General features: G+C 69.8%; 20 protein-coding genes and 2 pseudogenes. 12 read left to right on the top strand and 10 right to left on the bottom strand.

Going from position 1 to position 22,818, the window contains the following annotated elements; all coding sequences use genetic code 11:
* Window positions 1-7: 7 nt before the first annotated feature.
* Window positions 8-247, top strand: a complete 240-nt coding sequence (locus tag FR742_RS46320) for a DUF397 domain-containing protein (RefSeq protein ID WP_261809122.1) — start codon at window positions 8-10, stop codon at window positions 245-247.
* An 18-nt stretch (window positions 248-265) separates the two neighbouring features.
* Here the strand turns inward: FR742_RS46320 and FR742_RS42770 are convergent, their stop codons facing one another.
* Window positions 266-1,657, bottom strand: coding sequence for an IS701 family transposase (locus tag FR742_RS42770; protein ID WP_222709296.1), 1,392 nt, complete (start codon window positions 1,655-1,657; stop codon window positions 266-268).
* Window positions 1,658-2,009: 352 nt separating this feature from the next.
* On the opposite strand from FR742_RS42770, the pseudogene FR742_RS42765 reads away from it, so the two are divergent.
* The 8 genes and pseudogenes from FR742_RS42765 (at window position 2,010) to FR742_RS42735 (ending at window position 7,566) form a co-directional block, all read left to right on the top strand.
* Window positions 2,010-3,048: pseudogene (locus FR742_RS42765) on the top strand (transposase).
* Window positions 3,049-3,055: 7 nt separating this feature from the next.
* Window positions 3,056-3,106, top strand: a pseudogene (locus FR742_RS46710) (hypothetical protein); the annotation flags it as partial.
* A 262-nt stretch (window positions 3,107-3,368) separates the two neighbouring features.
* The gene (locus tag FR742_RS46315) at window positions 3,369-3,647 is read left to right on the top strand and encodes a sigma factor (protein ID WP_261809070.1); all 279 of its coding nucleotides are present in this window, start codon (window positions 3,369-3,371) and stop codon (window positions 3,645-3,647) included.
* The gene (locus FR742_RS42755; RefSeq protein WP_261809069.1) at window positions 3,641-4,246 is read left to right on the top strand and encodes a sigma factor-like helix-turn-helix DNA-binding protein; all 606 of its coding nucleotides are present in this window, start codon (window positions 3,641-3,643) and stop codon (window positions 4,244-4,246) included. Before FR742_RS46315 ends, FR742_RS42755 begins: the two co-directional genes overlap by 7 nt.
* Window positions 4,247-4,359: 113 nt before the next feature.
* Window positions 4,360-4,527 (top strand): DUF397 domain-containing protein, encoded by a 168-nt coding sequence (locus FR742_RS42750; protein WP_148036859.1) that lies wholly within the window; start codon window positions 4,360-4,362, stop codon window positions 4,525-4,527.
* A 137-nt stretch (window positions 4,528-4,664) separates the two neighbouring features.
* Complete coding sequence (locus tag FR742_RS42745; RefSeq protein WP_148036858.1) at window positions 4,665-5,933, top strand: ATP/GTP-binding protein; 1,269 nt, start codon at window positions 4,665-4,667, stop codon at window positions 5,931-5,933.
* 110 nt (window positions 5,934-6,043) lie between these two features.
* On the top strand, window positions 6,044-6,730 hold the full coding sequence (locus tag FR742_RS42740) for an RloB family protein (protein ID WP_187281619.1): 687 nt from the start codon (window positions 6,044-6,046) through the stop codon (window positions 6,728-6,730).
* A gap of 218 nt (window positions 6,731-6,948) precedes the next feature.
* Window positions 6,949-7,566 (top strand): protein-L-isoaspartate(D-aspartate) O-methyltransferase, encoded by a 618-nt coding sequence (locus FR742_RS42735; RefSeq protein WP_148036856.1) that lies wholly within the window; start codon window positions 6,949-6,951, stop codon window positions 7,564-7,566.
* A 15-nt stretch (window positions 7,567-7,581) separates the two neighbouring features.
* Here the strand turns inward: FR742_RS42735 and FR742_RS42730 are convergent, their stop codons facing one another.
* Complete coding sequence (locus tag FR742_RS42730; RefSeq protein ID WP_148036855.1) at window positions 7,582-8,556, bottom strand: CapA family protein; 975 nt, start codon at window positions 8,554-8,556, stop codon at window positions 7,582-7,584.
* Window positions 8,557-8,680: 124 nt separating this feature from the next.
* On the opposite strand from FR742_RS42730, the gene FR742_RS42725 reads away from it, so the two are divergent.
* On the top strand, window positions 8,681-9,115 hold the full coding sequence (locus tag FR742_RS42725) for a CBS domain-containing protein (RefSeq protein ID WP_148036854.1): 435 nt from the start codon (window positions 8,681-8,683) through the stop codon (window positions 9,113-9,115).
* 221 nt (window positions 9,116-9,336) lie between these two features.
* On the opposite strand, the gene guaA is transcribed toward FR742_RS42725, so the two are convergent.
* The 4 genes from guaA to FR742_RS42705 are packed head-to-tail and all read right to left on the bottom strand — an operon-like array spanning window position 9,337 to window position 13,651.
* Window positions 9,337-10,908 (bottom strand): glutamine-hydrolyzing GMP synthase, encoded by a 1,572-nt coding sequence (gene guaA / locus FR742_RS42720; protein ID WP_396991028.1) that lies wholly within the window; start codon window positions 10,906-10,908, stop codon window positions 9,337-9,339.
* Window positions 10,909-10,917: 9 nt separating this feature from the next.
* Window positions 10,918-12,408: a DUF885 family protein gene (locus FR742_RS42715; RefSeq protein WP_148036852.1), complete on the bottom strand. Its 1,491-nt coding sequence runs from the start codon at window positions 12,406-12,408 to the stop codon at window positions 10,918-10,920.
* Between the two features lie 10 nt (window positions 12,409-12,418).
* Entirely contained in the window at window positions 12,419-13,165 is a 747-nt protein-coding gene (locus tag FR742_RS42710) for an N-acetyltransferase (RefSeq protein ID WP_148036851.1), read from the bottom strand.
* A gap of 12 nt (window positions 13,166-13,177) precedes the next feature.
* Window positions 13,178-13,651, bottom strand: coding sequence for an Lrp/AsnC family transcriptional regulator (locus FR742_RS42705; RefSeq protein WP_148036850.1), 474 nt, complete (start codon window positions 13,649-13,651; stop codon window positions 13,178-13,180).
* A 64-nt stretch (window positions 13,652-13,715) separates the two neighbouring features.
* Between FR742_RS42705 and FR742_RS42700 the strand changes: the two genes are divergently transcribed.
* The gene (locus FR742_RS42700; RefSeq protein ID WP_187281618.1) at window positions 13,716-15,071 is read left to right on the top strand and encodes a pyridoxal-dependent decarboxylase; all 1,356 of its coding nucleotides are present in this window, start codon (window positions 13,716-13,718) and stop codon (window positions 15,069-15,071) included.
* On the opposite strand, the gene FR742_RS42695 is transcribed toward FR742_RS42700, so the two are convergent.
* Both FR742_RS42695 and FR742_RS42690 read right to left on the bottom strand, forming a co-directional pair.
* Window positions 15,061-16,737, bottom strand: a complete 1,677-nt coding sequence (locus tag FR742_RS42695) for an FAD-dependent oxidoreductase (protein WP_261809068.1) — start codon at window positions 16,735-16,737, stop codon at window positions 15,061-15,063. The two genes, FR742_RS42700 and FR742_RS42695, sit on opposite strands and share 11 nt — an antisense overlap.
* The gene (locus FR742_RS42690; protein ID WP_148036848.1) at window positions 16,719-18,221 is read right to left on the bottom strand and encodes a succinic semialdehyde dehydrogenase; all 1,503 of its coding nucleotides are present in this window, start codon (window positions 18,219-18,221) and stop codon (window positions 16,719-16,721) included. Before FR742_RS42690 ends, FR742_RS42695 begins: the two co-directional genes overlap by 19 nt.
* Window positions 18,222-18,339: 118 nt before the next feature.
* Here FR742_RS42690 and FR742_RS42685 point away from each other — a divergent pair, with 118 nt between their 5' ends.
* On the top strand, window positions 18,340-20,265 hold the full coding sequence (locus FR742_RS42685) for a beta-propeller domain-containing protein (RefSeq protein WP_148036847.1): 1,926 nt from the start codon (window positions 18,340-18,342) through the stop codon (window positions 20,263-20,265).
* Here FR742_RS42685 and FR742_RS42680 read toward each other — a convergent pair.
* Both FR742_RS42680 and FR742_RS42675 read right to left on the bottom strand, forming a co-directional pair.
* Window positions 20,260-21,990 carry a glycerol-3-phosphate dehydrogenase/oxidase gene (locus FR742_RS42680; RefSeq protein WP_148036846.1) on the bottom strand — a complete coding sequence of 577 codons (1,731 nt, stop codon included), beginning with the start codon at window positions 21,988-21,990 and terminating at the stop codon, window positions 20,260-20,262. The two genes, FR742_RS42685 and FR742_RS42680, sit on opposite strands and share 6 nt — an antisense overlap.
* Window positions 21,991-22,034: 44 nt before the next feature.
* Window positions 22,035-22,805, bottom strand: coding sequence for a DeoR/GlpR family DNA-binding transcription regulator (locus tag FR742_RS42675; RefSeq protein ID WP_148036845.1), 771 nt, complete (start codon window positions 22,803-22,805; stop codon window positions 22,035-22,037).
* Window positions 22,806-22,818 lie beyond the last annotated feature (13 nt).

The following is a 22,818-nucleotide window of genomic DNA, read 5'->3' as shown; positions in this document are numbered from 1 at the left end:
CAGTCGCATAACATGGCGCAAGTCCAGCCTCTCCAACGGAACCGGTGGGGACTGTGTCGAAGTGGCACTGATAGACGGCGATCTCGCCGCCAAGGCGCTGGGCGCCGGGCACAAGGCAGGCCACGGGTCTCTGATCGCGCTGCGGGATTCCAAGGATCCCAACGGTCCCAAGCTGTACTTCACGCGTAGCGAGTTCGCTGCCTTTCGACATGGGCTCGTTGCTGGGGAGTTCGACGACCTCGCTTAGTACGGCAGCCGCCATTCGTTAGTTGACCTGGATATAGGCGGTGGTCAGGCGGGCTCGGTGATGGAACCAGCGGGCGCGGGCTTGATGGCGGCGTCGCCAGGTCGACCAGTGGACGGTGTGTTCCAGCGTCGGTGGATGTCCGGTGACGGCGTTGAACAGGCGCTTGACCTCGGCGACCGTCAACGGGATCAGGCCAAGGTCGGCAGGCGGCGCTTCATCGGGATGCGTGGGGAGGCCGGCCTGGGTGTCGGTTCCGTGCCGGGCTGCTGCGGCGGTGACCGCGCAGACGGCCAGGGCGGCCATGACCAGCACGAGGTGCCGCAGTAGTGCCTCATAGAGGCGGACCTGGGACTCGTCCAGGCCGAACAGGTCCTTGCCGGCCTGGAAGCTCTCCTCCACCGGCCACCTCAACCCGGCGGCTGAGACGAGGCGGGCCAGGGTGGCCGGCTGACCGGCGGGCACGAAGCAGTAGTGAAAGGCCAGCTCACCGGTGGTGCGGTGCTTGCGGACCAGCAGGAAGTGGGCAGGGCTGGCGGTGGCGATCCACGCCCAGGCATAGGTGCGTTCGCCCTTGGAACCGTGCCCGGCTGAGCGGATGGTCCACCGGCGTTTGGGCCGCAGGTGCTTGGCCACGGCTTGTTCACAGGTCAGGCAGGTGCCGCCGCCGAGGGTGAGGGTGAAGGTGGCGCGGATGCGCAGCACGTAGGCCTGGCCGTGGTTCTCCAGATAGGTGCGCAGCTTGGTGCAGGCGCCGTAGACCTCGTTCCCGGTCACGAAGTCCAGGCGCACGCCGTCGGCGTAGGCCTCGCGCAGCAGGCCGATGGCCAGTTCGCCCTTGGTCGCGAAGCTGAGGTCCAGCGGCAGAGCGGTGGTGATGGCGGTGACCGGGTCGCTGATCTGCTCGGCGGGGATCCATTGCCGGGCGCCGATCAGCGCGTGCCCTGCCCCGGCGCGCGCGTAGGCGAGGTAGACGGTGTTGATGCCGTTGTCGATGCCGCCGGCGCAGCCCATGTGCTGGCGTTTGACGCCTGCCGTGGCGGTGCCCTTCTTCTCCTGGCCGGACTCGTCCAGCACGCCGACGGTCAGGCTGCCCGGCCGGGCGGCGGCATCCAGCCGGGCGACGGCGAAGCGGCGGACGGTGCTCATCGCGCCCGCGGTGTCCCATCGGGCCCGGTTCAGCAGGCGCTGGGTGGCGTCCGGACGGCGGTCACCGATCCACTCGGCGATCGTCCAGCCGTTACGCCGGGGCAGCTCGGACATCACGGCCCGGACGTACTTGGCGGCCTGCAGCCGCGGTTCGATCCGGGAGAACATCGGGGCCAGCGCGCCCATGAGGTCGTCGAGGTTCCGTTGCGCCCGCCTGGCCTCTACGATGAGGGCAGCAGCCGCTTTGGATCTTGTTCTCGTCACACAGACATGATCACGAGCGGCTGCTCTCGTTGTACGGGGATCCCGCCAGAAACTCACGTCCGGCCCGGCACCACGTCGTCCCAGCTCACACAGCAAATGGCGGCTGCCGTATTAGGTCTCATTCATTCATTCATCTATCCAGCCACTGGCTTGGACTGGACCACGAAGCGCGGCGGCGCTCCACGTCGACAAGGAGCAACCGACTCATGACTGACCTGCGCCGCGTGGCGTAAGAGCAGCCTCAGCAGGAGCAATGATCTTCCCGAATCATCTGATCAAGGTTTCGAGATCAGGCCGACGCCCCAACGTCGGTCGGGAAGGCACACTCCGTGTCCTCACCGTAGTACCCGAGCTGTCCGCTGACGACCACTCCTCGACGAGTTCCTCCTCGTTGCGACCAGATCCTCCGTGAGAGCGCCCGCACGATACCCGCCGCCGCCCTGCAAGCCGAGGTGGATGCCTACATCGCCGCCTTCGCCCACGAGCGCGACGGGGATGGCCGCCGCCTGGTGGTGCGCATTGGCTACCACCAGCCGCGTGAGCTGCTCACCCGCGTCGGCGTGATCGAGGTCAAGGCCCCGCGGGTCAACGACAAGCGCATCGATGAGGAGACGGGCGAGCGTAGTTCCTCGGCTCCACCAGTGGACTGTCCGCGTCGGTCATCACCAAGCTCACCGAGCAGTGGAAGGGTGAGCAGCGCGCCTTCGCTGCCCGTGACCTGCCGGCGGTGGACTACGTCTACCTGTGGGTGGACGGTATCCATGTCATCATCCGGCTGGAGGAGCACAAGCTGTGCCTGCTGGTGATGATCGGGGTGCGTGCCGACGGCCGCAAGGAACTCATCGCCCTGTCCGACGGCTACCGTGAATCGACCGAGTCGTGGGCTGACCTGGTGCGGGACTGCAAGCGGCGCGGGATGCGCGCCCCGGCGCTCGCGGTCGGGGACGGCGCGCTCGGCTTCTGGTCGGCTCTGGGCGAGGTGTTTCCGCAGACCAGTGCCCGGAGGTGCTGGTTTCGCAAGATCTCCAACGTGGTCGGGTCGCTGCCGAAGCCCGCCCATCCCGGAGCCCAGAAGGCGCTGGCCGAGATCTGGAACGCCGAGGACAAGGACCACGCCTTGGCCGCGGCCAAGGTCACCAAGGGGCCTGGCTCACGCGCGGCCGGACTGGCGATGGCCTTCAAGCTCATCGAGTCGGCCCAGAAGCGTTGGCGCGCGTCAACGCGCCCATCTTGTCGCTCGGGTTCGCCCCGGGGCGACGCTACTCGAAGCCCTCATGCGGCCACAGGTCAGTCCCTTCGTTACCTTCTGGCGCCGGCGCCCGTCATACAGGCGACGGCCGCCTATCCCCACGGCCGCCGGACCCACAACGAGATGGAGACCAGGATGCTGACAACATCATGTATGTGACGGTCTATGTCACCGATCAGGACCGCGCGCTGAAGTTCTACACCGAAGGGCTCGGTCTGGAGAAGGAGGCCGACTATCGAGGAAGGACTTCGAGATGTTTCGCCAGCGAGGCGAGACATTCGAGGAGCCAGAACCGGTGGACTACCCGTTCGGTGTTCGCATCGAGGCGGTGGATCCGGACGGCAACCGGATCTCGCTGCGCCAGCAGCGCCGAAACCGCGCCGCTGGCTGACCGACCATGGACTACGCGACGATCCGAGCCTGTTATAGGCCATCAGCGAGCAGATCCGAGGAAGCGAGAACATGACTGACCGCAGCCGGACTGACCTGGTGGCCGAGGCGTTCGAGGCCCAGCGGGACCGGCTGCGCGCGGTCGCCTACCGCGTGCTCGGGTCGCACGCCGGCGCCGAGGATGTGGTCCAGGAGGCGTGGATGCGCCTGGCCCGCCAGGACACGACGACCATCGATAACCTGGCGGGCTGGCTGACCACGGTGGTCGGCAGGACCAGTCTGGATGTCCTACGCTCCCGCCAGACCCGCCCCGAAACCCCTACGACGACGAGCCGCCTGAGCTGGTGGTAACGGTCGACGACGGCGCTGAGCCAGCCGAGTACGTGGCGCTGGCCGACTCGGTGGGGCTCGCGCTGCTGGCCGTCTTGGATTCGCTAGGACCAAGCGAGCGGCTGGCGTTCGTGCTGCACGACCTGTTCGCGGTGCCGTTCGCCGAGATCGGCCAGATCCTCGGCAAATCCGCCGACGCCCCCAAGATGATCGCCAGCCGCGCCCGCAAGAAGGTACAGGCTATCGAGCGTCCGACGATCGTCGGACGAGAACAACGACAGGTCATCCATGCCTTCCGCGCGGCAGCGGTCGATGGCAATTTCGAAGCGCTGCTGCGCGTGCTCGACCCGGACGTGAAGCTGACGGTCGACACCCCGAACGGCGTGGTCGTCACTCTCGGCGCCACCGCAGTCGCCTCCGGTGCGCAGATGTTCTCCGGCGCAGTTGCTCGACATCGCGCGGTAATCGTCAACGACCTTCCCGGGTTCATCTCGTGGCGCGAGGACGGAACTCCGCTCTCCAACATCTCGTTCGCGGTCACCCACAACCGGATCACCGCCATCGCGATCGTGGCCGATCCCACCAGGCTCGCATCGATGCAACTGCCGGACCCATCGTGAGGCACCCTCACGTGTCCCACCACGTCCGGAGTGAAACCGGCGGCATCGGGTGATCTCGTTCGCCCTCTACGCGACCTGAACGGAGGTCACCCAAAGATCATGATCCAGAGGTCTTGACTATTTCTCCCAGCAGAAGCGGGAACGACTGCGTCGAAGTGGCTGACACCCTTCCTGGCATCGCGGCCGTACGCGACAGCAAGAACCCCCCTCCTCAGCGATCACCTCTGGCGGGAGCAGGGAGTCAGCGTCCTTCAGGGCCAGGTCCTTGGGATGGAGGTTGATCTTGCCTTCGTCACCGGTGCCGCCGAAGTGCTGTCTGGTATCCCGAACGAAGGTACTACAGCCCATTACACGCAGGTTTTCCGCGTCAATCCCCTGATGACGGTGCAGATAGACTCGTCTTGGCAGGAGGTCCAAGGTGCTGATCCGTTTTCGCGTCGCCAATCATCGATCCATCCGCGATGAGTACGAACTATCCCTGATCGCTACGGAGTTCGATGAAGGCGCCGGGCGAGAGACCGGTCTCAAGCACCGAGGACGTGACGTTTCACTGCACCCCGCGCTAGGGGTGTTCGGAGCCAACGCCTCGGGCAAGTCGAACCTGCTCAATGCATTCCAACTCATGCGTGACGCGGTCCGCGGATCTTTCGCCGACTGGGCCAAGACACCCGAAGCGGTTCCCCGTCAGCCGTTCAAGCTCGACCAGGTGTCTCGCGAGGAGACGACCCTGTTCGAGGTGGATCTTGTCTTGGGCCAGGAGCCCGTTCGATACACCTATGGTTTCGAGTTGTCGGATGAGCAGGTGGAGGCCGAGTGGCTGCACGCGTATCCACACGGGCGGCGCAACGTCTGGTTCGACCGGGAGGCCGGCCGTCCGCAGTCGGAGGGCGGAGAGTTCGTCTTCCGAGGTGAGGGCTTCAAAGGGGAACGGGAAGCCCTGGTCAAGCTGACCCGGTCGAACGCCTTGTTCCTGTCCGTCGGCGCGACTCTCAATGACCCTCAATTGACAGTGATCTATCGCTGGTTCCTCGAGAACCTGTGGCTGGTGACGCCGGGAAGAGACGTCCAATCCCGGGTCGGCTGGACACGCCGCCTCCTGTCTCATCCAGGTGGAGCGGATTCCTACCATCATCGCATCGTGCAGTTGCTGCAATCGGCCGACCTGGGCGTGACCCGCCTCGACACAGACCCCGAAACCGGCGAGATCAGACTGTGGCACCGCACGGCTGACGGTGGAGAGACACCGCTGGACTTCGGTTCGGAAGAGTCTCTGGGCACTCACGCATGGTTCGCATTCTTGGGGCCCATGCTGACCGTGCTGGACCAGGGGTCGGTCCTGCTCGTGGACGAGCTGGATTCAAGTTTGCATCCCACGCTGGCCGCTGAGGTCGTGCGCGTCTTCCAGGATCCCAGATCCAATCCGAGGGGTGCTCAGCTGATCTTCACCACGCACGATGCGACGTTGCTGGGCAGCGAGGTTCTCGACCGTCCGCTCAACCGGGATCAGGTGTGGATCACGATGAAGCAGCAGTCCGGAGAAACCGAGCTGTACCCCCTCACCGCGGCCAAACCCCGCAAGGAGGAGAACCTCGAACGCGGATACCTACGTGGCCGCTACGGTGGGGTGCCACGGGTGACGGCAGGAGAAATAGTCCGCGAAGTGTCCTGGCAAGAGGCGGAGGCGTGAGCAGGCGGGACAAGAAAGAACAGGAACGGGGGAGGCGTAAAAGGCGCGGAAGCCTGGAGGACGAGCGTCCCCTGGTCCGGAGGCCCAGTCCCCGCTCTCGAGACGTACGAGTGCTGTACGTGGCCTGCGAGGGTGAATCCACAGAGCCGGACTACCTTCAGTATCTGAACGAGCAGTTCGGGAACGGCGACGGCCGGGGCAGACAGCCGTTCCGCATCCAGCCGGTCTACCGCAGGAACGGGCGAACACCCTCCCAAGTAGTCGAGGAGGCACGTAAGGCCGCCGGCGAGGACGAGGCGTGGGCTCTCTTCGACCGCGATGCATGGGATGACATCCCTCGGGCGATCAAGGACGCAGCCGAGTCCGGCATCGAGCTGGCGTTCTCGCATCCTTCCTTCGACCTGTGGCTACTGCTGCACTTCCAGACGTTCGGAGGGGCGCAGAGCGGAAGCAGCAAGCTCGTGATCGAGAAGCTCCGGCGCGCCAATGGCGCGGACGCCTTCAGGAACTATGACAAGAGGGACGACAAGAGCGTCAAGGGCCCCCGGCGTGATGCCCTGAAGGGCCGCGAAGGGAAAGCGGTGGCGCACGCTCGAAGTCTGGTCGCCTCCTGCCCACACGGATCCTGCAGCCCCGACCGGGCGACGTTGGGACCAGGCCGCGAGAATACGAGGCCCCAGCCTCTCGGAGAGTGGGTGGCTCGTTCCGGGCACGCACCTGACTGCCCTGTTCTCCAGCGTGATCCCTCAACTGACATGTGGCGTCTCATAGCCGGGCTGGGCATCGTGGAACCCTGACCCTGCAAGGCAACAGAACCAGCACCAGCAACGCCTGCCGGCTAAGGTTCAGCCGCCGCCAGAGCGACCGATCGCGCGACGGCTGCGGACCTCGCCATGCGCGGCGTCACTTTGCTGAGTACGCTCACCCCCCACCGACCGCCCCTGAAGTCCATGCTCATGAGCTGTTAGCGGCTCATGGGCCGGGGTAGCCGCGAGACAGGGAGGAGGGCTCGGCGATGCGCACGCTGGTGGAGGTCGTTCGGGAGATGGGCATGACCGATCCCCGCCTGCTGGCCGCCTTCGCCGACACGCCGCGCCAGCGGTTCGTGCCTCCGGGCTCCGCCGCGCGCGCCCAGTTCGACGAGCCGATCCCGATCGGTCACGGGCAGCCGACCTCGCAGCCGTCCTTGGTCGCCCAGATGATCGACGCGTTGGGGCTCGCGGGCACGGAGACCGTCCTGGAGATCGGCAGCGGGTACGGCTACCAGACCGCCCTGCTGGCGCGACTGGCCAGGTGGGTCTATTCGCTGGAACGCCATGCCGACCTGGCCGAACACGCCCGGGCCAACCTGGCCGCGGCCGGTGTGACCAACGTCGAGGTGCTGGTCGGCGACGGCACCGCCGGCCTTCCCGCCCACGCGCCCTTCGACGCCGTCATCGTGTCGGCCGCCGCGCCGACGGTGCCCGCGCCACTGGTCTCGCAACTGGCCGAGGGCGGGCGGCTGGTCATGCCGATCACGGGCGAAGCGGCCGACATCGTCACGCTGTACACCAAGCGGCAGGGTCAGTTGGCGTGGCTGCGCCTCCTGACGCCTGCCCGGTTCGTCCCCCTCATCGGCGAACACACGCGGTAAGCGATCATGCGGGCGTCATCCTCTCCGCAGGTCCACGATGAGCAGGTCGTCCTCCAAGACCGCCGCCGTGCCGAGCGCCTCGCACGCGCTGATGAAACGCCGGGCGAGCCAGGAGCGTTCCGCGCCCTCGGCCAGGACGGTGCGGCAGTAGTCGAGTTTGAGCGGCACGGCGCGCAACCGTACCGGACCGAGCTCGTCGACGGTCACCAGGAACAGCAGCGACAGATCGTTGCGCAGATCCGGGTCCACCGCGTAGTCGTCGATGAAGTCGCCCATGTCGTACAGGACCGGCGGCGCCACGCCGTGCGGGACGTGCGCGGAGTGGCCGGCGATCAGCGTCGCCCCGGCGTCGGTGAGGATCCTGGCCGCGCCGAGGATGTACGGCAGCGGCCCGGTCGTCATGTTGGGACCCCAGTGGGGCATGACCAGCACGGCGTCCGTTTCCGTACGCATCCTCGTCACCGTGTCCGTCAGCCAGGCGGGGACGCCGGAGCGCAGGTCGGCGTAGGCGACGCCGGGCCGGTCGGGGGCGGCCGCGTAGTCGTCCGGGTGGTCGGTCACGGAGATGACGGCGATGCGCAGCCCCCGTGTGGCAAGGATGACCGGCTCGCGCGCCTGGTCCAGGGTGGCGCCCGCACCCGCCGCGCGGATCTCCACGCGTTCGAGATGGGCACGGGTGTCGAGCAGCGCATCGTAGCCGTAGTCCAGCGCGTGGTTGTTGGCCAGCGTGACGCAGCTGACGCCGAGCTCGGCGAGCAGATCGACGGCCTGCGGCGGGGCGCGGAAATGGAAGACCTTGCCCGGCGCGAACATCGAGTCGCCGCGACTGGAGACGCAGCACTCCAGGTTGAGCAGGATGGCGTCGGCCTCGGACAGGTACTCGCGGACGCCGTCCGAGACGAACGCGTCCGGGGCGTTGTAATCGGCCAGCAGGTCCCCGACGCCACGACCGAGCATCGTGTCGCCCGCCAGCGCGAGCGTGACAACCACGAGGTTCCCCTGCCCTCGACGACGTGCTCAAACGCCCGGAAAACACCGCCGCCACCTGCAATGATCCGCCATCTGGGGGTAGGCGTCAGGTGGAAGCGCAAGCGACCTTCTCGGGGAGGCAGCGATGAGCACACCGGGAATCGGCAAGAAGGTCCAGGACGTGATGCACCAAGGGGTCGAGTGCATCGGCGAGCACGACAGCCTGCGCAGAGCCACGCAGATGATGCGTGACCTGTCGGTCGGCTCACTGCCGATCTGCGGGGACGACGACCGGCTCAAGGGCATCATCACGGACCGGGACATCGTGATCAAGTGCTGTGCCGAGGGCAAGGACCTCGACAGCACCACGGCCAGCGAACTCGCCCACGGCCTGGTGTGGGTGGAGGCCGACAGCAGCGTCGAAGAGGCGCTGGAGAAGATGGAGCAGCACCAGATCAGGCGGCTGCCCGTGATCGAGGACAAGCGGATCGTGGGCATGGTCAGCGAGGCCGACCTGGCCAAGGAACTCCCCGACAACAAGCTCGCGGAGTTCGTCCACCGGGTCTACGCGTCCTCCTGATCCAGCCGGGCGCGGGGGCCGTTCACGCGGCCCCGGCGCCTCGTTCACCGGAGAGCTCGCGATCGCCCTGGTGGGAGGTCGGCCGGATTGCGCAGCCTAACCAACCTAAGAGGAAATTGTAGTTGCAAGGCGATCTTGACCGTGAAACTACAATCTCATCTTCATTTGAGCAGCGTGCGCCCGTCGCGGGTTGACCGATGGCGGCCGTCGGAGGTGACCCGTCACTCCCACTCGATGGTGCCCGGGGGCTTGCTGGTGACGTCCAGCACCACCCGGTTGACCTCGCGCACCTCGTTCGTGATCCGCGTGGAGATACGCGACAGCACGTCGTAGGGCACCCGCGACCAGTCAGCCGTCATCGCGTCCTCGGACGTCACCGGCCGCAGCACCACCGGATGCCCGTACGTACGACCATCCCCCTGCACCCCCACAGAGCGCACGTCGGCGAGCAGCACCACCGGGCACTGCCAGATCTCCCGGTCGAGCCCCGCCCGCGACAGCTCCTCACGAGCGATCGCGTCGGCTTCACGCAGCAGGTCGAGACGCTCCCGCGTGACCTCGCCCACGATGCGGATGCCGAGACCCGGGCCCGGGAACGGCTGGCGCCACACCATCGCCGACGGCAGCCCGAGCTCCTCACCGGCCCGCCGCACCTCGTCCTTGAAGAGCGTGCGCAGCGGCTCCACCAGCTTGAACTGCAGGTCCTCCGGCAGCCCGCCCACGTTGTGGTGGGACTTGATGTTGGCCGTGCCCGTGCCCCCGCCGGACTCCACCACGTCCGGATAGAGCGTCCCCTGCACCAGGAAGTCCACCGGGCCGTCGGCCATGATGGCGCGCTGCTCGTCCTCGAAGACCCGGATGAACTCCCGGCCGATGATCTTGCGCTTCTCCTCCGGGTCGGAGACCCCTTCGAGAGCCTTCAGGAAACGATCCGAGGCGTCGACCACCCGCAACCGCACCCCGGTGGCGGCCACGAAGTCGCGCTCGACCTGCTCCGCCTCCCCCTTGCGCAGCAGCCCGTGGTCGACGAAGACGCAGGTGAGGCGGTCGCCGATGGCGCGCTGGACGATGGCGGCGGCCACCGCGGAGTCGACGCCGCCGGACAGGGCGCAGATGGCGCGGCCGTCGCCGACCTGGCGGCGGACCGCCTCGACGGACTCCTCGACGATGTTGAGCATGGTCCAGCTGGGGCGGCAGCCGGCCGCTTCCAGGAAGTGCTTGAGCACCTGCTGGCCGTGCTCGCTGTGGAGGACCTCGGGGTGGAACTGCACGCCGTAGAGGCCGCGCTCGGGGTGCTCGAAGGCGGCGACCGGGGTCTCGCGGGTCGAGGCGGTCACCAGGAAGCCCTCGGGGGCGGCGGCGACGCTGTCGCCGTGGGACATCCAGACCTTCTGGGCCGACGGGAGGCCCGCGAAGATCACGCCCTCGTCGAGGACCTCCAGGGAGGTGCCGCCGTACTCGGCGACGCCCGTGCGGGCCACCTCGCCGCCCAGCGCCCTCGCCATCGCCTGGAAGCCGTAGCAGATGCCGAACGTGGGCACCCCGGTCTCGAAGAGGCCGTGGGGCACGTCGGGGGCGTTGTCGGCGTAGACGGACGAGGGACCGCCGGACAGGATGATCGCCTTGGGGTTCTTCGCCATCATCTCCTCGACCGTCATGGTCGACGGGACGATCTCGGAGTAGACGTGGCACTCGCGCACCCGCCTGGCGATGAGCTGCGCGTACTGCGCGCCGAAGTCGACCACCAGGACCGTGTCGAACTCAGACACCGAAGGAACCCCCCAAAGGCGAATGCGGTGCACTCAGTCTATCGACAGCAGACCGAGCGGCGGCGACCCGAGGTCGAGCAGGGCCTTGTGGAAGCGCTGGAGGGTGAAGCCCGCGCCCCACGCCTGCCTGGCCTGCTCGCGCAGATCCATGATGATCAGCTTGCCCCAGGTGTAGCGGCCGTACGTGGGATCGAAGGTGGCCCGCCTGGCCTCGGCCATCGCGGCGGGGCCCGCCAGGTGGGTGTGGGAGGCGAAGCGGGCGGCCGCGTCCTCGACGGTCATCGCGCCGGTGTGCACGCCGATCGCGCAGGCCAGCCGGGTGACGCGGATGAGCGCCTCCACCCAGACGCCGATCTCGAAGCGCGGGTCGCCCGCCTCGAACCCCTCCTCGACGCAGAGCTCCTCGGCGTAGTGCGCCCAGCCCTCGGCGAACGAGAACGACTGCAGCAGCCGCCGCACGTCCGACGGCGCCCGGCGCAGGGCCAGGCCGTGGGAGAAGTGGCCGGGCGCGACCTCGTGCACGTTGATGGCGGGCAGCGTGGTCTCGCTGAAGACCTCCAGCCACTCGTCGACGTCCTGTTTCGGCCAGGACGGGTCGGGCGGGGTGATGTGGTACCAGGAGGGGCCTTCGGGTTCGCCGGGGGCGTTCCACGACATCATCGCCATGGCCCAGCGGCGTGACTCGGGGGCGAGGCCGACCAGGCACGTGCCGTCGTGGTAGGGCACCAGGTCCTTCTCGCGGGTGAACGCGATGGCCTTCTCGGTGCCGATCCTGGCCGCCTCGATCACGCCGTCGGCGTCGGGGTGCTGCTTGACCAGCTCGCGGACCACGTCCAGCGGCGGCCTGCCGCCTTGGCCGAGCCGGTCGCAGGCGTCGGCGAGGCGGGCCGTCAGACGGTCGCGCTCGGCGTCGGCGCGCTCGGCCAGCCTGCCCAGGTCGACGTCCAGGCCCTCGACGGTGCCCATGAGCCGGGCCAGGGCGTCCGCGCCGAGCGCGGCGTCCGGGTCGCCGGTCTCCGCCGCCCGCTCGACGTGGGCGACCAGGCGGGCGTGCGCCTCCAGAGCGGCCTGGTCGGTGACGCCTGCGGCCAGGCCCTTGACCGCGCCGAGCAGGGACTGCGCCACGGGGGCGCTGACCTGGTCGAGCGAGGCGGTCGCGTGCCGTACCGCTTCCGGCCAGAGCGCCAGGTGGGCGGCCTTGGCGGCGGCGCGCTGCTCCTCGGGGCCGTAGTCGCGGTCGTAGCAGGCGAGGTCCAGGTTGGACAGGTGGAGCAGTGGGTTCTTGCGGTGCAGCGCGAGCTCGCCGAGCTCGAAACGCAGGCCCTCCTCGAAGACCTGGAGGTGGCGGGCGTCGTGGGGGTCTTCCGGCAGGTCGCCGTCGCCGAGCCGGGTCAGGCCGGCGCGCACGCCCTCGGGAGACAGATCCTGGACGGCGCCGTCGTACTCGTGCCGTCCGCCTGACTCGCGTGCTTCCGGGACCATCAGGTCGGTGATGGCCCGCAATCTGGGCTGAAGTTCCGTCATGCCGGAAACGCTAGCGGCCGAGGGGATGACTGACCCAGACGTTGGGCTCCACGTAGACGGCGTGGTCGTGGCCGGGTTCGACGTGGACGGGGTTGAGCGCGCCCGGCACCTCCGCCGGGCCCGGCCGGTCGAACGGCAGGCCGGTCCACTCGCGCCACTCGGCGAGCGTGCCGGCGATCGTCATCGAGCGCGGCGCCACCTTGACGATCTCGCCGCCGGCCCGTACGTGGACGCGCAGCCACGGGTCGTGCGGCAGCCCGTCGGGGCGGGTGCGGAAGGCGTACTCCGCCATGGGGGTGTGCGGCTCCAGGTGCTTGTGGTTGGGGCGGACCGGCGCGACCAGCTCGTCGAAGCCGAGGCGGGCGGCGTTGGCGCGCATGGCGGCCACCATGAGCGGCGAGACGCCCTTGCCGAGCAGGTCGCGGCGGACGGTGATCTCCAGGGCGGAGATCCGGCCGGGGCGCTCGCCGCGCTCGCGGGCCAGCCAGGCGCGCCTGATGACGCCGTCCCAGCCGTCGTCGGGCAGCTCGCCGTCCTTGAGCGTGAACGGCATCGTGCAGCCCCGCGCGGCCAACCGGCCCGGCTCGGCGTCGTCGTCGGCGACCAGGACGTAGTCGGTGTAGGCCGTGTCGGCGACCGCGTAGAAGAAGTCGGCGATCGGGTCCTTCATCATGAACTCCGGCCAGGAGTGGTCCATGTCCCACAGGGTGGGGATGAACTCGGGGCGCTCGGAGAGGGTGGTGATCCGCAAGGCCATGGGCGGATATTTTCACATTTCGGAGGGCCGCTGGACGGGTTGATCCTCACTCTTGAAGATCAAAGTGGTCTGCAGGTGCACGATCTCGGGCCGTACCAGGAACCTCTCCAGGCAGAGCCGGTGCAGGTGCTCGGCGTCGGCCACGGCCACGTGCACCAGGAAGTCCTCGGCGCCGGCCACGTGGAAGAGCGTGATCGTCTCGGGCAGCGACAGCACGAAGCTCCGCAGCGGGTCGACGAGCTGGCTCGTGTGCGGCCGTACCCGCAGCGCGAGCAGCGCCTGCAGCGGCCGGCCCAGCTTGGCGATGTCGACCGAGGCGCGGAAGCCGGTGATGATCCCGCGCCGCCGCAGCGCGCGCACCCGTTCGAGCGCGGTGGAGGGCGCGACGCCGAGCCGCTCGGCGAGATCCTTGTTCGGCAGCCGGGCGTCGCGCTGGAGTGCCGCCAGGATGGCCAGGTCGATCGAATCCAGTTCGGCGTTATGCATGGAAATTGCCCTCCAATTCGGCAACACTAGCCGCACGCCGATGATGTCCTCACTATTTCGAGATATGTGGAACGTTGAGGAGTTCACCGAGTCGGCCGGCATCACGGTCGAGGAGCTGTCCGCCTACGTGGCGGAGAGCCAGCGGGGCGAGGCCCCCGTGCTCAGGCGCACGCCGCCGCGCGAGCTGGCGGACCGGCTGGGCCTGCGTGAGCTGATCGTCAAGGGCGGCATGACCCCCGCGTCGTACCGCGGCTTCCTGCGCGCCTTCCTCGCCGAGAGCACGCGGCTGCACCACCCGGCGTTCCTGGCCCACCAGACCGCCTCCCCCGACTTCCCCGCCGCGCTGGCCGACCTCGTGCACGGCGCGATCAACAACCCGATGAACATCTACGAGATGGGCGCCTCGGCGGCCACGGTCGAGTTCGAGGTCCTGCGCTGGATGCTGGACAAGGTGGGCTTCCCGGCCGGCGGCGGCGTGCTGACGCACGGCGGCTCGCTGGCCAACCTGACGGCGATGCTGGCGGCCAGGGCGCGGGTGGCGCCGGAGGCGTGGGAGGAGGGCGTGCCGGGCGACCTGGTGATCCTGGCCTCGCCGTCGGCGCACTACTCGATCTCCCGCGCGGTCTCGATACTCGGGCTCGGGCAGCGCGCGGTGGTGCCGCTGGAGACGGACGAACTGGGCCGGATCGACCCGGCCAGACTGCCGGACATCTCGGGCAAGCGGGTGATGGCGCTGGTCGCGGCGGCCTGCGCCACCGGGACCGGACTGTACGACGACCTGCGGGCGATCGGCGAGTGGTGCCGCGAGCGCGAGGTGTGGTTCCACGTCGACGGCGCGCACGGCGCCTCGGCCCTGCTGTCGGACCGGCACGCCCACCTGCTCGACGGCATCGGGCTGGCCGACTCGGTGATCTGGGACGCGCACAAGATGCTGCGCACCTCGGCCCTGTCGGCGGCGGTGCTGGTGCGCAGGGAGAGCGACCTGGACGCGGCGTTCAAGCAGGAGGCCAGCTACCTGTTCTACGGCGACCAGGGCTTCGACCAGATCGCCCGTACGGTCGAGTGCACCAAGGCCGAGCTGGGACTGAAGGTGTTCATGAACCTGGCCTGGCGCGGCGAGCGCGGCCTCGGCGACTACGTGGCCTCCCGGTACGACACCGCCCACCGGTTCTGGGAGCTGGCCCGCGAACGCCCCGGGTTCACGGTGCCGTACGAGCCGGAGAGCAACATCGTGTGCTTCCGCCACGGCGACGGCGACCAGGTGGCGATCCGCGAACGGCTGATGCGCGACGGCACCTTCTACCTCACCTCGACCGAACTGGCCGGGGTCCGCCACCTGCGGATCACGGTGATGGCCCCGGCCACGGACGACGCCACCCTGACGGCGCTCCTGGACGAGATCGAGGCGGTCAGCGGGTGATCAGCCGGAGCGCGGCGGGGGCTGTGGCGGGGACCGCTGGGCTGCGCGGGGGGATCGGGGGCAGGGGCCGGTAGGCCGTGCCGAGCGGCGGGCGGGCGTCGGGCTCGCCCGCGTTCGGCCAGAGCGCCATGGCCCGCTCGGCCAGCGCGGTGATGGTCAGCGACGGGTTCACGCCCAGGTTGGCGGCGACCGAGGACCCGTCCACGACGTGCAGGCCCTCGTACCCGTAGAGCCGGTGGTACGGGTCGATCACGCCTTCCCCCGGCGAGGCGCCGATCGCGCAGCCGCCGAGGAAGTGCGCGGTCGCGGGGATGTCGAACAGGTCCAGCCACGACCCGCGCGGCTCGCCGCCGACCTCCTCGGCCCCGATCCGCACCGCCTCGTGGCCCGCCGGGATCCAGGTGGGGTTCGGCTCGCCGTGCCCCCGGGTGGAACGCAGCCCGAACCGGCCGCGCCGTACCGTGATCGAGTTGTCCTTGGCCTGCATGACCAGCGCGATCAGCGACCGCTCGGACCAGCCGCGCAGGTCGAGCAGCCCGAGCGCGCGCAGCGGACGGCGGGCGGCCTCGCGGGCGAACGCCTTCCACCGGTTCTGGCCGCCGTCGATCAGCAGCGTGCGCAGCAGGCCCATCGCGTTGGAGCCGTCGCCGTAGCGGACCGGCTCGATGTGCGTCTCGGCGTCCGGGTGGAAGGACGAGGTGATCGCCACCCCGGCGTTGAGCTTCTCGCCGCCGCGCGACGGCCGCTCGAAGCCGAGCAGCGCCTCGGAGTTGGTACGGGTGAGCGTGCCCAGCCGGGGCGAGATCCGGGGCAGCGTGCCGTCGTCGCGCAGCCGGTGCAGCAGTCGTTGCGTGCCCCAGGCCCCGGCCGCGAAGATCACCTGCCGGGCGGTGAAGACCCGGCGCCGCCTGGCCGAGCCGGTCCGCCGGGCCAGCACCTCGTAGCCGCCGGACGGCAGCGGACGCACCGAGGTGACCGTGCACTCGGCGTAGACCCGGGCGCCGGCCCGCTCGGCCAGGTAGAGGTAGTTCTCGGTGAGCGTGTTCTTGGCGCCGTGGCGGCAGCCGGTCATGCACTCGCCGCACTGGACGCAGCCGCGCCGTTCGGGGCCCGCGCCGCCGAAGTACGGGTCGGCGCCGTCGGGCCCGAAGTAGACGCCGACGGGGGCCGGGCGGAACGTGCCGCCCACGCCCATCCGATCGGCGATCTTCAGCATCACCGCGTCAGCCGGGGTGTGCGCGGGGTTGGGCGTCACCCCGAGCATCCGCTTGGCCTGGTCGTAGTAGGGCGCCAGCTCGGCCTTCCAGTCGGTGATCGAGGCCCACTGCGGGTCGCGGTAGAACGGGTCGAGCGGCTCGTACAGCGTGTTGGCGTACACCAGCGACCCGCCGCCCACGCCCGCTCCGGCGAGCACCATCACGCCGGTGCCCTTCTCACCGCGGAGCAGGTGGATGCGCTGGATGCCCTTCATCCCCAGCCACGGCGCCCACAGGAAGTCGCGCAACCGCCAGGAGGTCGCGGGCAGCGAGGACCGGTCGAAGCGCCGCCCCGCCTCCAGCACCGCGACCCGGTAGCCCTTCTCGGCCAGCCGGAGCGCCGAGACGCCGCCGCCGAACCCGGAACCGATGACGACGACGTCGAACCCGCTCACTTGACCCTCAGCCACTTCATCACCTTGAGCGTGGTGGTCAGCACGTCCGCCCACGTCTCCTGGGCCAGGTCGAACGGCGGCTCGATGCGCAGCCAGGACGCCTGGGAAGCCACGGTCTGCGACTCGGTGTAGCGCAGCAGGCCCTCCGTGCCGTGCCTGCGGCCCAGGCCGGACGCCTTCATGCCGCCCATCGGGGCGTCGTAGGAGGCGTACGCGGCGCCGTACCCCTCGTTGATGTTGACCGTGCCGGCCTTGATCCGGGCGGCCAGCGCGCGGCCGCGGGAGGTGTCGGAGGTCCAGATGGAGGCGTTCAGGCCGTAGGCCGTGTCGTTGGCCAGCTCGACCGCCTCGTCGTCGGAGGCGAACGGGTAGAGCGACACCACCGGGCCGAACGTCTCGTCGCGGCAGAGCTCCATGTCGTCGGTGACCCCGGTCAGCACGGTCGGTTCGTAGAACAGCGGCCCGAGGTCCGGCCTGGCCTTCCCGCCGGCGAGCACGGTCGCGCCGCGGGCCACGGCGTCGTCCACGTGCCGGGTGACGGTCTCCAGCTGGTGGCGGTGGGTCAGCGAGCCCATCTGGACCGACCAGTCGCGGCCGGGGGCGAGCTTCATGTTGCGCACCTGGCGGGCGAAGCGGTCGGCGAACGCCTCGAACAGCGACGTGTGCACGTACAGCCGCTCGATCGAGACGCACAGCTGGCCCGCGTTGGCGAAGCACGCGCGGATCGCGCCCTGCACGGCCAGGTCGAGGTCGGCGTCGTCGAGCACCAGCATCGGGTTCTTGCCGCCGAGCTCCAGCGAGCAGCCGACGAGCCGCTTGGCCGCCTCCTCGGCGATCTTCCTGCCGGTGCGGGTGGAGCCGGTGAAGGCCACGTAGTCGGCGCCGTCGAGCAGCGCCTCGCCGATCTCGTCAGGCTCGCCGGGCACGACCTGCCAGAGGTCGCGCGGCATGCCGAGCTCCACCAGCAGGTCGACGGCCCACCGGGTGGACAGCGTGGTCTGGGTGTCGGGCTTGTGCACCACCGCGTTGCCGGCCAGCAGCGCGGGCACGGCGTCGGTGACGCCCAGCGACAGCGGGTAGTTCCACGGCGAGATGAGCGCGACCACGCCCTTGGGCCGGCGCAGCTCGCTCACCCGGGTGGCGATCGGGAACGCGCCCTTGCGCCCCTGCGGGGCGAGCAGTCCGGGCGCCCGGCGGGCGTAGTAGAGCACGCAGCCCGCGACGTCGAGCACCTCCTCGAAGGCGTGCGAACGGGCCTTGCCCGTCTCGTCCTGGAGCAGGTCGAGGATCTCGTCACGCCGGTCCAGGATCACGTCGTGCAGCCGCAGGAACGGCTTCACCCGCTCCTGCACGGGCCTGGCCGCCCACTCCTCCTGCGCCGCCCGCGCTCTGCGGTACGCCTCGCGCACATCTTCCGCGCCGGCCAGGGGGAGTTCGGCGAGGGGTTCGCCGGTGAACGGAGCGATGATCTGCCGGGTTCTGCCGGTGGTGACGTGCATGCCAGAAGGATATTCGGGTTGGCTACCGACCGGTAGTTATCGGCAGCGGACGTCGGCGCACCGCGGAGAGCCGATCTTCACCCTTGAACCGGTCGCCGGGCTGATCCGTTGTGAGGGCATGAAGACGCTCACCCGGCCGATCGCGGCTGCCGCCGCGCTCGTGGCGGCTCTCGCCGCCTGCACCTCGGCACCCCCTGACAAGGCGCCCAGCACCCCGCTCGGGCAAGTCCGCCTGGTCTCCTACAGCGACTGCGACGAGTTGCTGGCCGGGTTGCGCGAGAAGGCGGCCGCGAACGTGGGCCCGTGGGGCTTCGGCGGCCCGCAGATCATGTACATGGAGGACGCGACGGCGGCCAGGGACAGCACGGCCAAGGCGACCCCCGACCACTCCACCACGAACGTGCACGAGGCCGGCGTGGACGAGCCCGACCTGGTCAAGACCGACGGCGACCGCGTCTTCACCGTCAGCGGCGGCGTCCTCCGGGTCATCGACACCGCCACCAGGAAGGTCACCGGCTCGCTCGACCTGAAGGGCGACGACGGCGGCTACTCCCCCGCCGACCTGCTCGTCTCCGGTGACCGGGCGCTGGTGCTGCTCCAGGGCGGCGGCATGGCCACCACCCGGATCGCCGACGGGTTCGCGCCGCCGGGCCAGACCCGGTACGTGCTCGTCGACCTCGCGGGCGAGCCGAAGGTGATCGGTTCGATCAAGCCCGAGGGCGCCCACGTGGACGCCCGCATGGTGGGCTCAACGGTCCGGCTCGTCACCCGCGGCCAGCCCGCCATCGCCTTCCCCGAGGCCAAGGAGAACGTCGGCGAGGCCGAGCGCAAGGCCATGAACCAGGCCGTGGTCCGCGGCGCCCCGCTGACCGCCTGGCTGCCCGAGATCGAGATCACCGACGCGTCGGGCGCCGTCAGGAAGGCCACGGTGCCGTGCGAGCGGGTCAGCCACCCGGCCGAGTACACCGGCACCTCGATGCTCACCCTGCACACGCTCGACCTGGCCCAGGGCGTCACCGCCGCCGGGTCGGACCCGATCGCGCTGGCCGCCGACGGCGACATCGTCTACGGCACCGGCCAGAGCCTGTACGTGGCGAGCAACCCGCGCTGGTGGTGGCCGATCCAGCCGGTGGACGTCGAGCAGGCCCCGGCGACCGAGCCCTCACCGGACGAGCCCACCCCCGGCGGGCCGCCGCCCGAGGAGACCGAGGTGCACCGGTTCGACGTCTCGGGGCCGGGCGCGCCCTCGTACGCGGCCTCCGGCAAGGTGCCGGGGCGGCTGCTGAACCAGTACTCGCTCTCGGAGCACGACGGCCACCTGCGCGTCGCCACCACGCTCGGCTCCGCCGACGGCCGGAGCAGCTCCAGCAGCGTGCACGTGCTCGACGCCGCCGGCATGAAGACCGTCGGCCAGGTCGGCGGGCTGGGCAAGGGCGAGCGGATCTACTCGGTCCGGTTCATCGGCCCGGTCGGCTACGTCGTCACGTTCCGCCAGGTGGACCCGCTCTACACGCTGGACCTGCGCGACCCGGCCGCCCCGAAGGTCACCGGCGAGCTGAAGATCACCGGCTACTCGGCGTACCTGCACCCGGCGGGCGACGGGCGGCTGATCGGCGTCGGGCAGGAGGCCAGCACGGAGGGCCGGACGCTCGGCACGCAGATCTCGCTGTTCGACGTCGGCGACCCGGCGAACCCGCGCAGGCTCTCGCAGCTGTTCCAGAAGGACTCCGGCTCCGAGGCCGAGTGGGACCCGCACGCGTTCCTCTACTGGCCGAAGACCGGCACCGCGGTCATCCCCCTCAGCAGCCACGCCGACGGCACGTTCGAGACCGGCGCGACCGTACTGAAGATCACCGACTCCGAGGTGACCAGGACGGGCACGATCCAGCACCCGAGCCGCACCGAGCAGGGCCTCGCCTACCAGCCCGGCATCCAGCGCTCGATGGTGATCGGCGACTCGATCTGGACGTTCTCGTACGAGGGCGCGCAGGTCAACGACCTGGCCACGCTCGCGAAGCAGGCGTGGATCCCGCTCACCTCATGACGAGGGCTCGACCGGCACGATCTCGGGGGCGCCGAGCCTGATGGCGTCGGCCTCCTGGTCGGTGTCCTGCTCCTGCGACAGGCGCTCGGCCTCGATGCGCTTGGTGTAGTACTCGACCTCGCGCTTGACCTGCTCGTCGTCCCAGCCCAGCGGGCCGGCGAGCAGTTCGGCCGCCTCCTGGGCGACGGCCGTGCCGCGGTGGAAGGTCTCGATGGAGATGTGCGTGCGCCTGGTCAGCACGTCGTTCAGGTGGCGGGCGCCCTCGTGGGTGGCGGCGTAGACGATCTCGGCCCGCAGGTAGTCGTCGGCCCCGTGCAGCGGCTTGCCCAGCGACGGGTCGGCCTCGATCAGCGCCAGCACCTCGTCGATCATCGAGCCGTACCGCTGCAGCAGGTGCTCGATCCTGGCCACGTGCAGGCCGGAGTCGTACGCGATCCGGTGACGCGAGTTCCACAGCGCCTGGTAGCCCTCCGCCCCGGCCAGCGCGACGCGGTCGGTGCACGAGGGCGGCACCCGCTGGTCGAGCCCGTGGGCGACGGCGTCGACGGCGTCCTTGGCCATCACCCGGTAGGTGGTGTACTTGCCGCCCGCGGTCATCACCAGGCCCGGCACCGGGTGCGCGACCACGTGCTCGCGCGACAGCTTGGACGTCTGGTCCGACTCGCCGGACAGCAGCGGCCGCAGTCCCGCGTAGACGCCCTCCACGTCGTCCCTGGTCAACGGCACCGAGAGCACCTCGTTGACGTGGTCGAGCAGGTAGTCGATGTCGGCACGGGACGCGGCGGGGTGCGCCTTGGTCAGGGTCCACTCGGTGTCGGTGGTGCCGATGATCCAGTGGCGGCCCCACGGGATGACGAACAGCACAGACTTCTCCGTACGGAGGATGAGCCCGGTGCGCGAGTGGATGCGGTCGCGCGGCACCAGCAGGTGGATGCCCTTGGAGGCGCGCACGTGGATCTGGCCGCGCCCGCCGACGAGTTCCTGGATGTCGTCGGTCCACACGCCGGTGGCGTTGACCACCTGCTGCGCGCGCACGTCCAGCTCGTCGCCGGACTCCAGGTCGCGCACCCGCACGCCGGTCACCCGCTCCCCCTCGCGCAGGAACCCGACCGCCTGGGCGCGCGGCGCCACGTGGGCGCCGTAGGTGGCGGCGGTGCGCAGCAGCGTCATCACGTAGCGGGCGTCGTCGACCTGCGCGTCCCAGTACTGCACGGCGCCGGTGAAGGCGGACTTCCGCAGCGCCGGGGCCAGCCGCAGCGCCCGCTTCCTGGACAGGTGGCGGTGCCCCGGCACGCCCCTGGTGAGCCCGGAGGCGAAGCCGAGCGTGTCGTAGAGCATCACGCCCGCTCCCACGTACGGGCGCTCCCACCCGAAGTGGGTCAGCGGGAACAGGAAGGGCACCGGCCGGACCAGGTGCGGGGCGATGCGCTGCAGCAGCAGCGCCCGTTCCTGCAACGCCTCGCGGACCAGGTCGAAGTTGAGCTGTTCGAGATAGCGCAGGCCCCCGTGGATCAGCTTGGACGAGCGCGAGGAGGTGCCCGACGCGAAGTCGCGGGCCTCGACGAGCCCGACCTCCAGCCCTCGCGTGGCGGCGTCGAGCGCGATGCCCGCGCCGACCACCCCGCCGCCGACCACGACCACGTCCAGCTCGCGCGACGCCATCGCCGCCAGCGCCGCCCCCCGCTCGACGGGCCCGAGCCGGGCCACGCACTTACCCGCGGCCATCCGCATTCCCCCTGCGTTGTGAGACTTGGGTCCATACCTACCCGTTATGCGCGAATCACCTTCACGCCCGCCTCGGCGAAGCGGGCGGCGTCGGCTTCGGGCAACCGCTGGTCGGTGACGAGGGTGTCGATCTCCTCGATGGGGCAGATACGGGAAAATGCCCGCTTCCCCAGCTTCGAGGAGTCCGCCACCACGGCGACCTGCGCCGCCCGGCTGATGAGCAGGTGGTTGACGCTCGCCTCGCCCTCGTGGTGCGCCGAGGCGCCCAGCTCCACGTCGAGCGCGTCGACGCCGAGGAAGGCTATGTCGAGCGTGACCTCCTCCAGCACGCCCGAGGCCAGCGGCCCTATCAGCTCGTACGACTGCGGCCTGGCCACCCCGCCGGTCACCACGATCTTCACGTGCTGCCGGACCACCAGCTCGGCGGCGATGTTGAGCGCGTTGGTGACGATCGTGAAGCCCGACTCCAGCGTCGCCTGCGTGGCCAGCGCGCGGGCCAGCTCGGAGGTGGTGGTGCCGCCGTTGAGCCCGACCACGGCGCCGGGCCGCACCAGTTCGGCGGCGGCGGCCGCGATGCGGTGCTTCTCGTCGGCGTGCCGGGCGGTCTTGTAGCGCAGCGGCAGGTCATAGCTGACGCTCTGGGCGACCGCGCCTCCCCGCGTGCGCATGAGCATCTGCTGCTGGGCGAGCTGGTCGAAGTCGCGGCGGATGGTCGCGGTGGAGACGTCGAGCGCGCGGGCCGCGTCTTCGACGGAGAGCCTGCCTTCTTGCGCGAGCAGCTCGAGGATCGCGTTCCACCGGTCGTATCGGGACACGATCACCCTCCTT

Source organism: Nonomuraea sp. C10, assembly GCF_008017515.1.
Classification (GTDB): Bacteria; Actinomycetota; Actinomycetes; order Streptosporangiales; family Streptosporangiaceae; genus Nonomuraea; species Nonomuraea ferruginea.
The sequence above is the reverse complement of the archived record's forward strand: the minus strand, read 5'-3'. Positions and strand labels throughout refer to the sequence as shown.

Excerpts from the sequence above, each read along its gene's own strand:
- FR742_RS46315 (WP_261809070.1), top strand. The coding sequence starts at position 3,369 with ATGACTGACCGCAGCCGGACTGACCTGGTGGCCGAGGCGTTCGAGGCC.
- FR742_RS42735 (WP_148036856.1), top strand. The coding sequence starts at position 6,949 with ATGCGCACGCTGGTGGAGGTCGTTCGGGAGATGGGCATGACCGATCCC.
- FR742_RS42725 (WP_148036854.1), top strand. The coding sequence starts at position 8,681 with ATGAGCACACCGGGAATCGGCAAGAAGGTCCAGGACGTGATGCACCAA.
- FR742_RS42715 (WP_148036852.1), bottom strand. The coding sequence starts at position 12,408 with ATGACGGAACTTCAGCCCAGATTGCGGGCCATCACCGACCTGATGGTC.
- FR742_RS42710 (WP_148036851.1), bottom strand. The coding sequence starts at position 13,165 with ATGGCCTTGCGGATCACCACCCTCTCCGAGCGCCCCGAGTTCATCCCC.
- FR742_RS42705 (WP_148036850.1), bottom strand. The coding sequence starts at position 13,651 with ATGCATAACGCCGAACTGGATTCGATCGACCTGGCCATCCTGGCGGCA.
- FR742_RS42700 (WP_187281618.1), top strand. The coding sequence starts at position 13,716 with ATGTGGAACGTTGAGGAGTTCACCGAGTCGGCCGGCATCACGGTCGAG.
- FR742_RS42690 (WP_148036848.1), bottom strand. The coding sequence starts at position 18,221 with ATGCACGTCACCACCGGCAGAACCCGGCAGATCATCGCTCCGTTCACC.
- FR742_RS42685 (WP_148036847.1), top strand. The coding sequence starts at position 18,340 with ATGAAGACGCTCACCCGGCCGATCGCGGCTGCCGCCGCGCTCGTGGCG.
- FR742_RS42680 (WP_148036846.1), bottom strand. The coding sequence starts at position 21,990 with ATGGCCGCGGGTAAGTGCGTGGCCCGGCTCGGGCCCGTCGAGCGGGGG.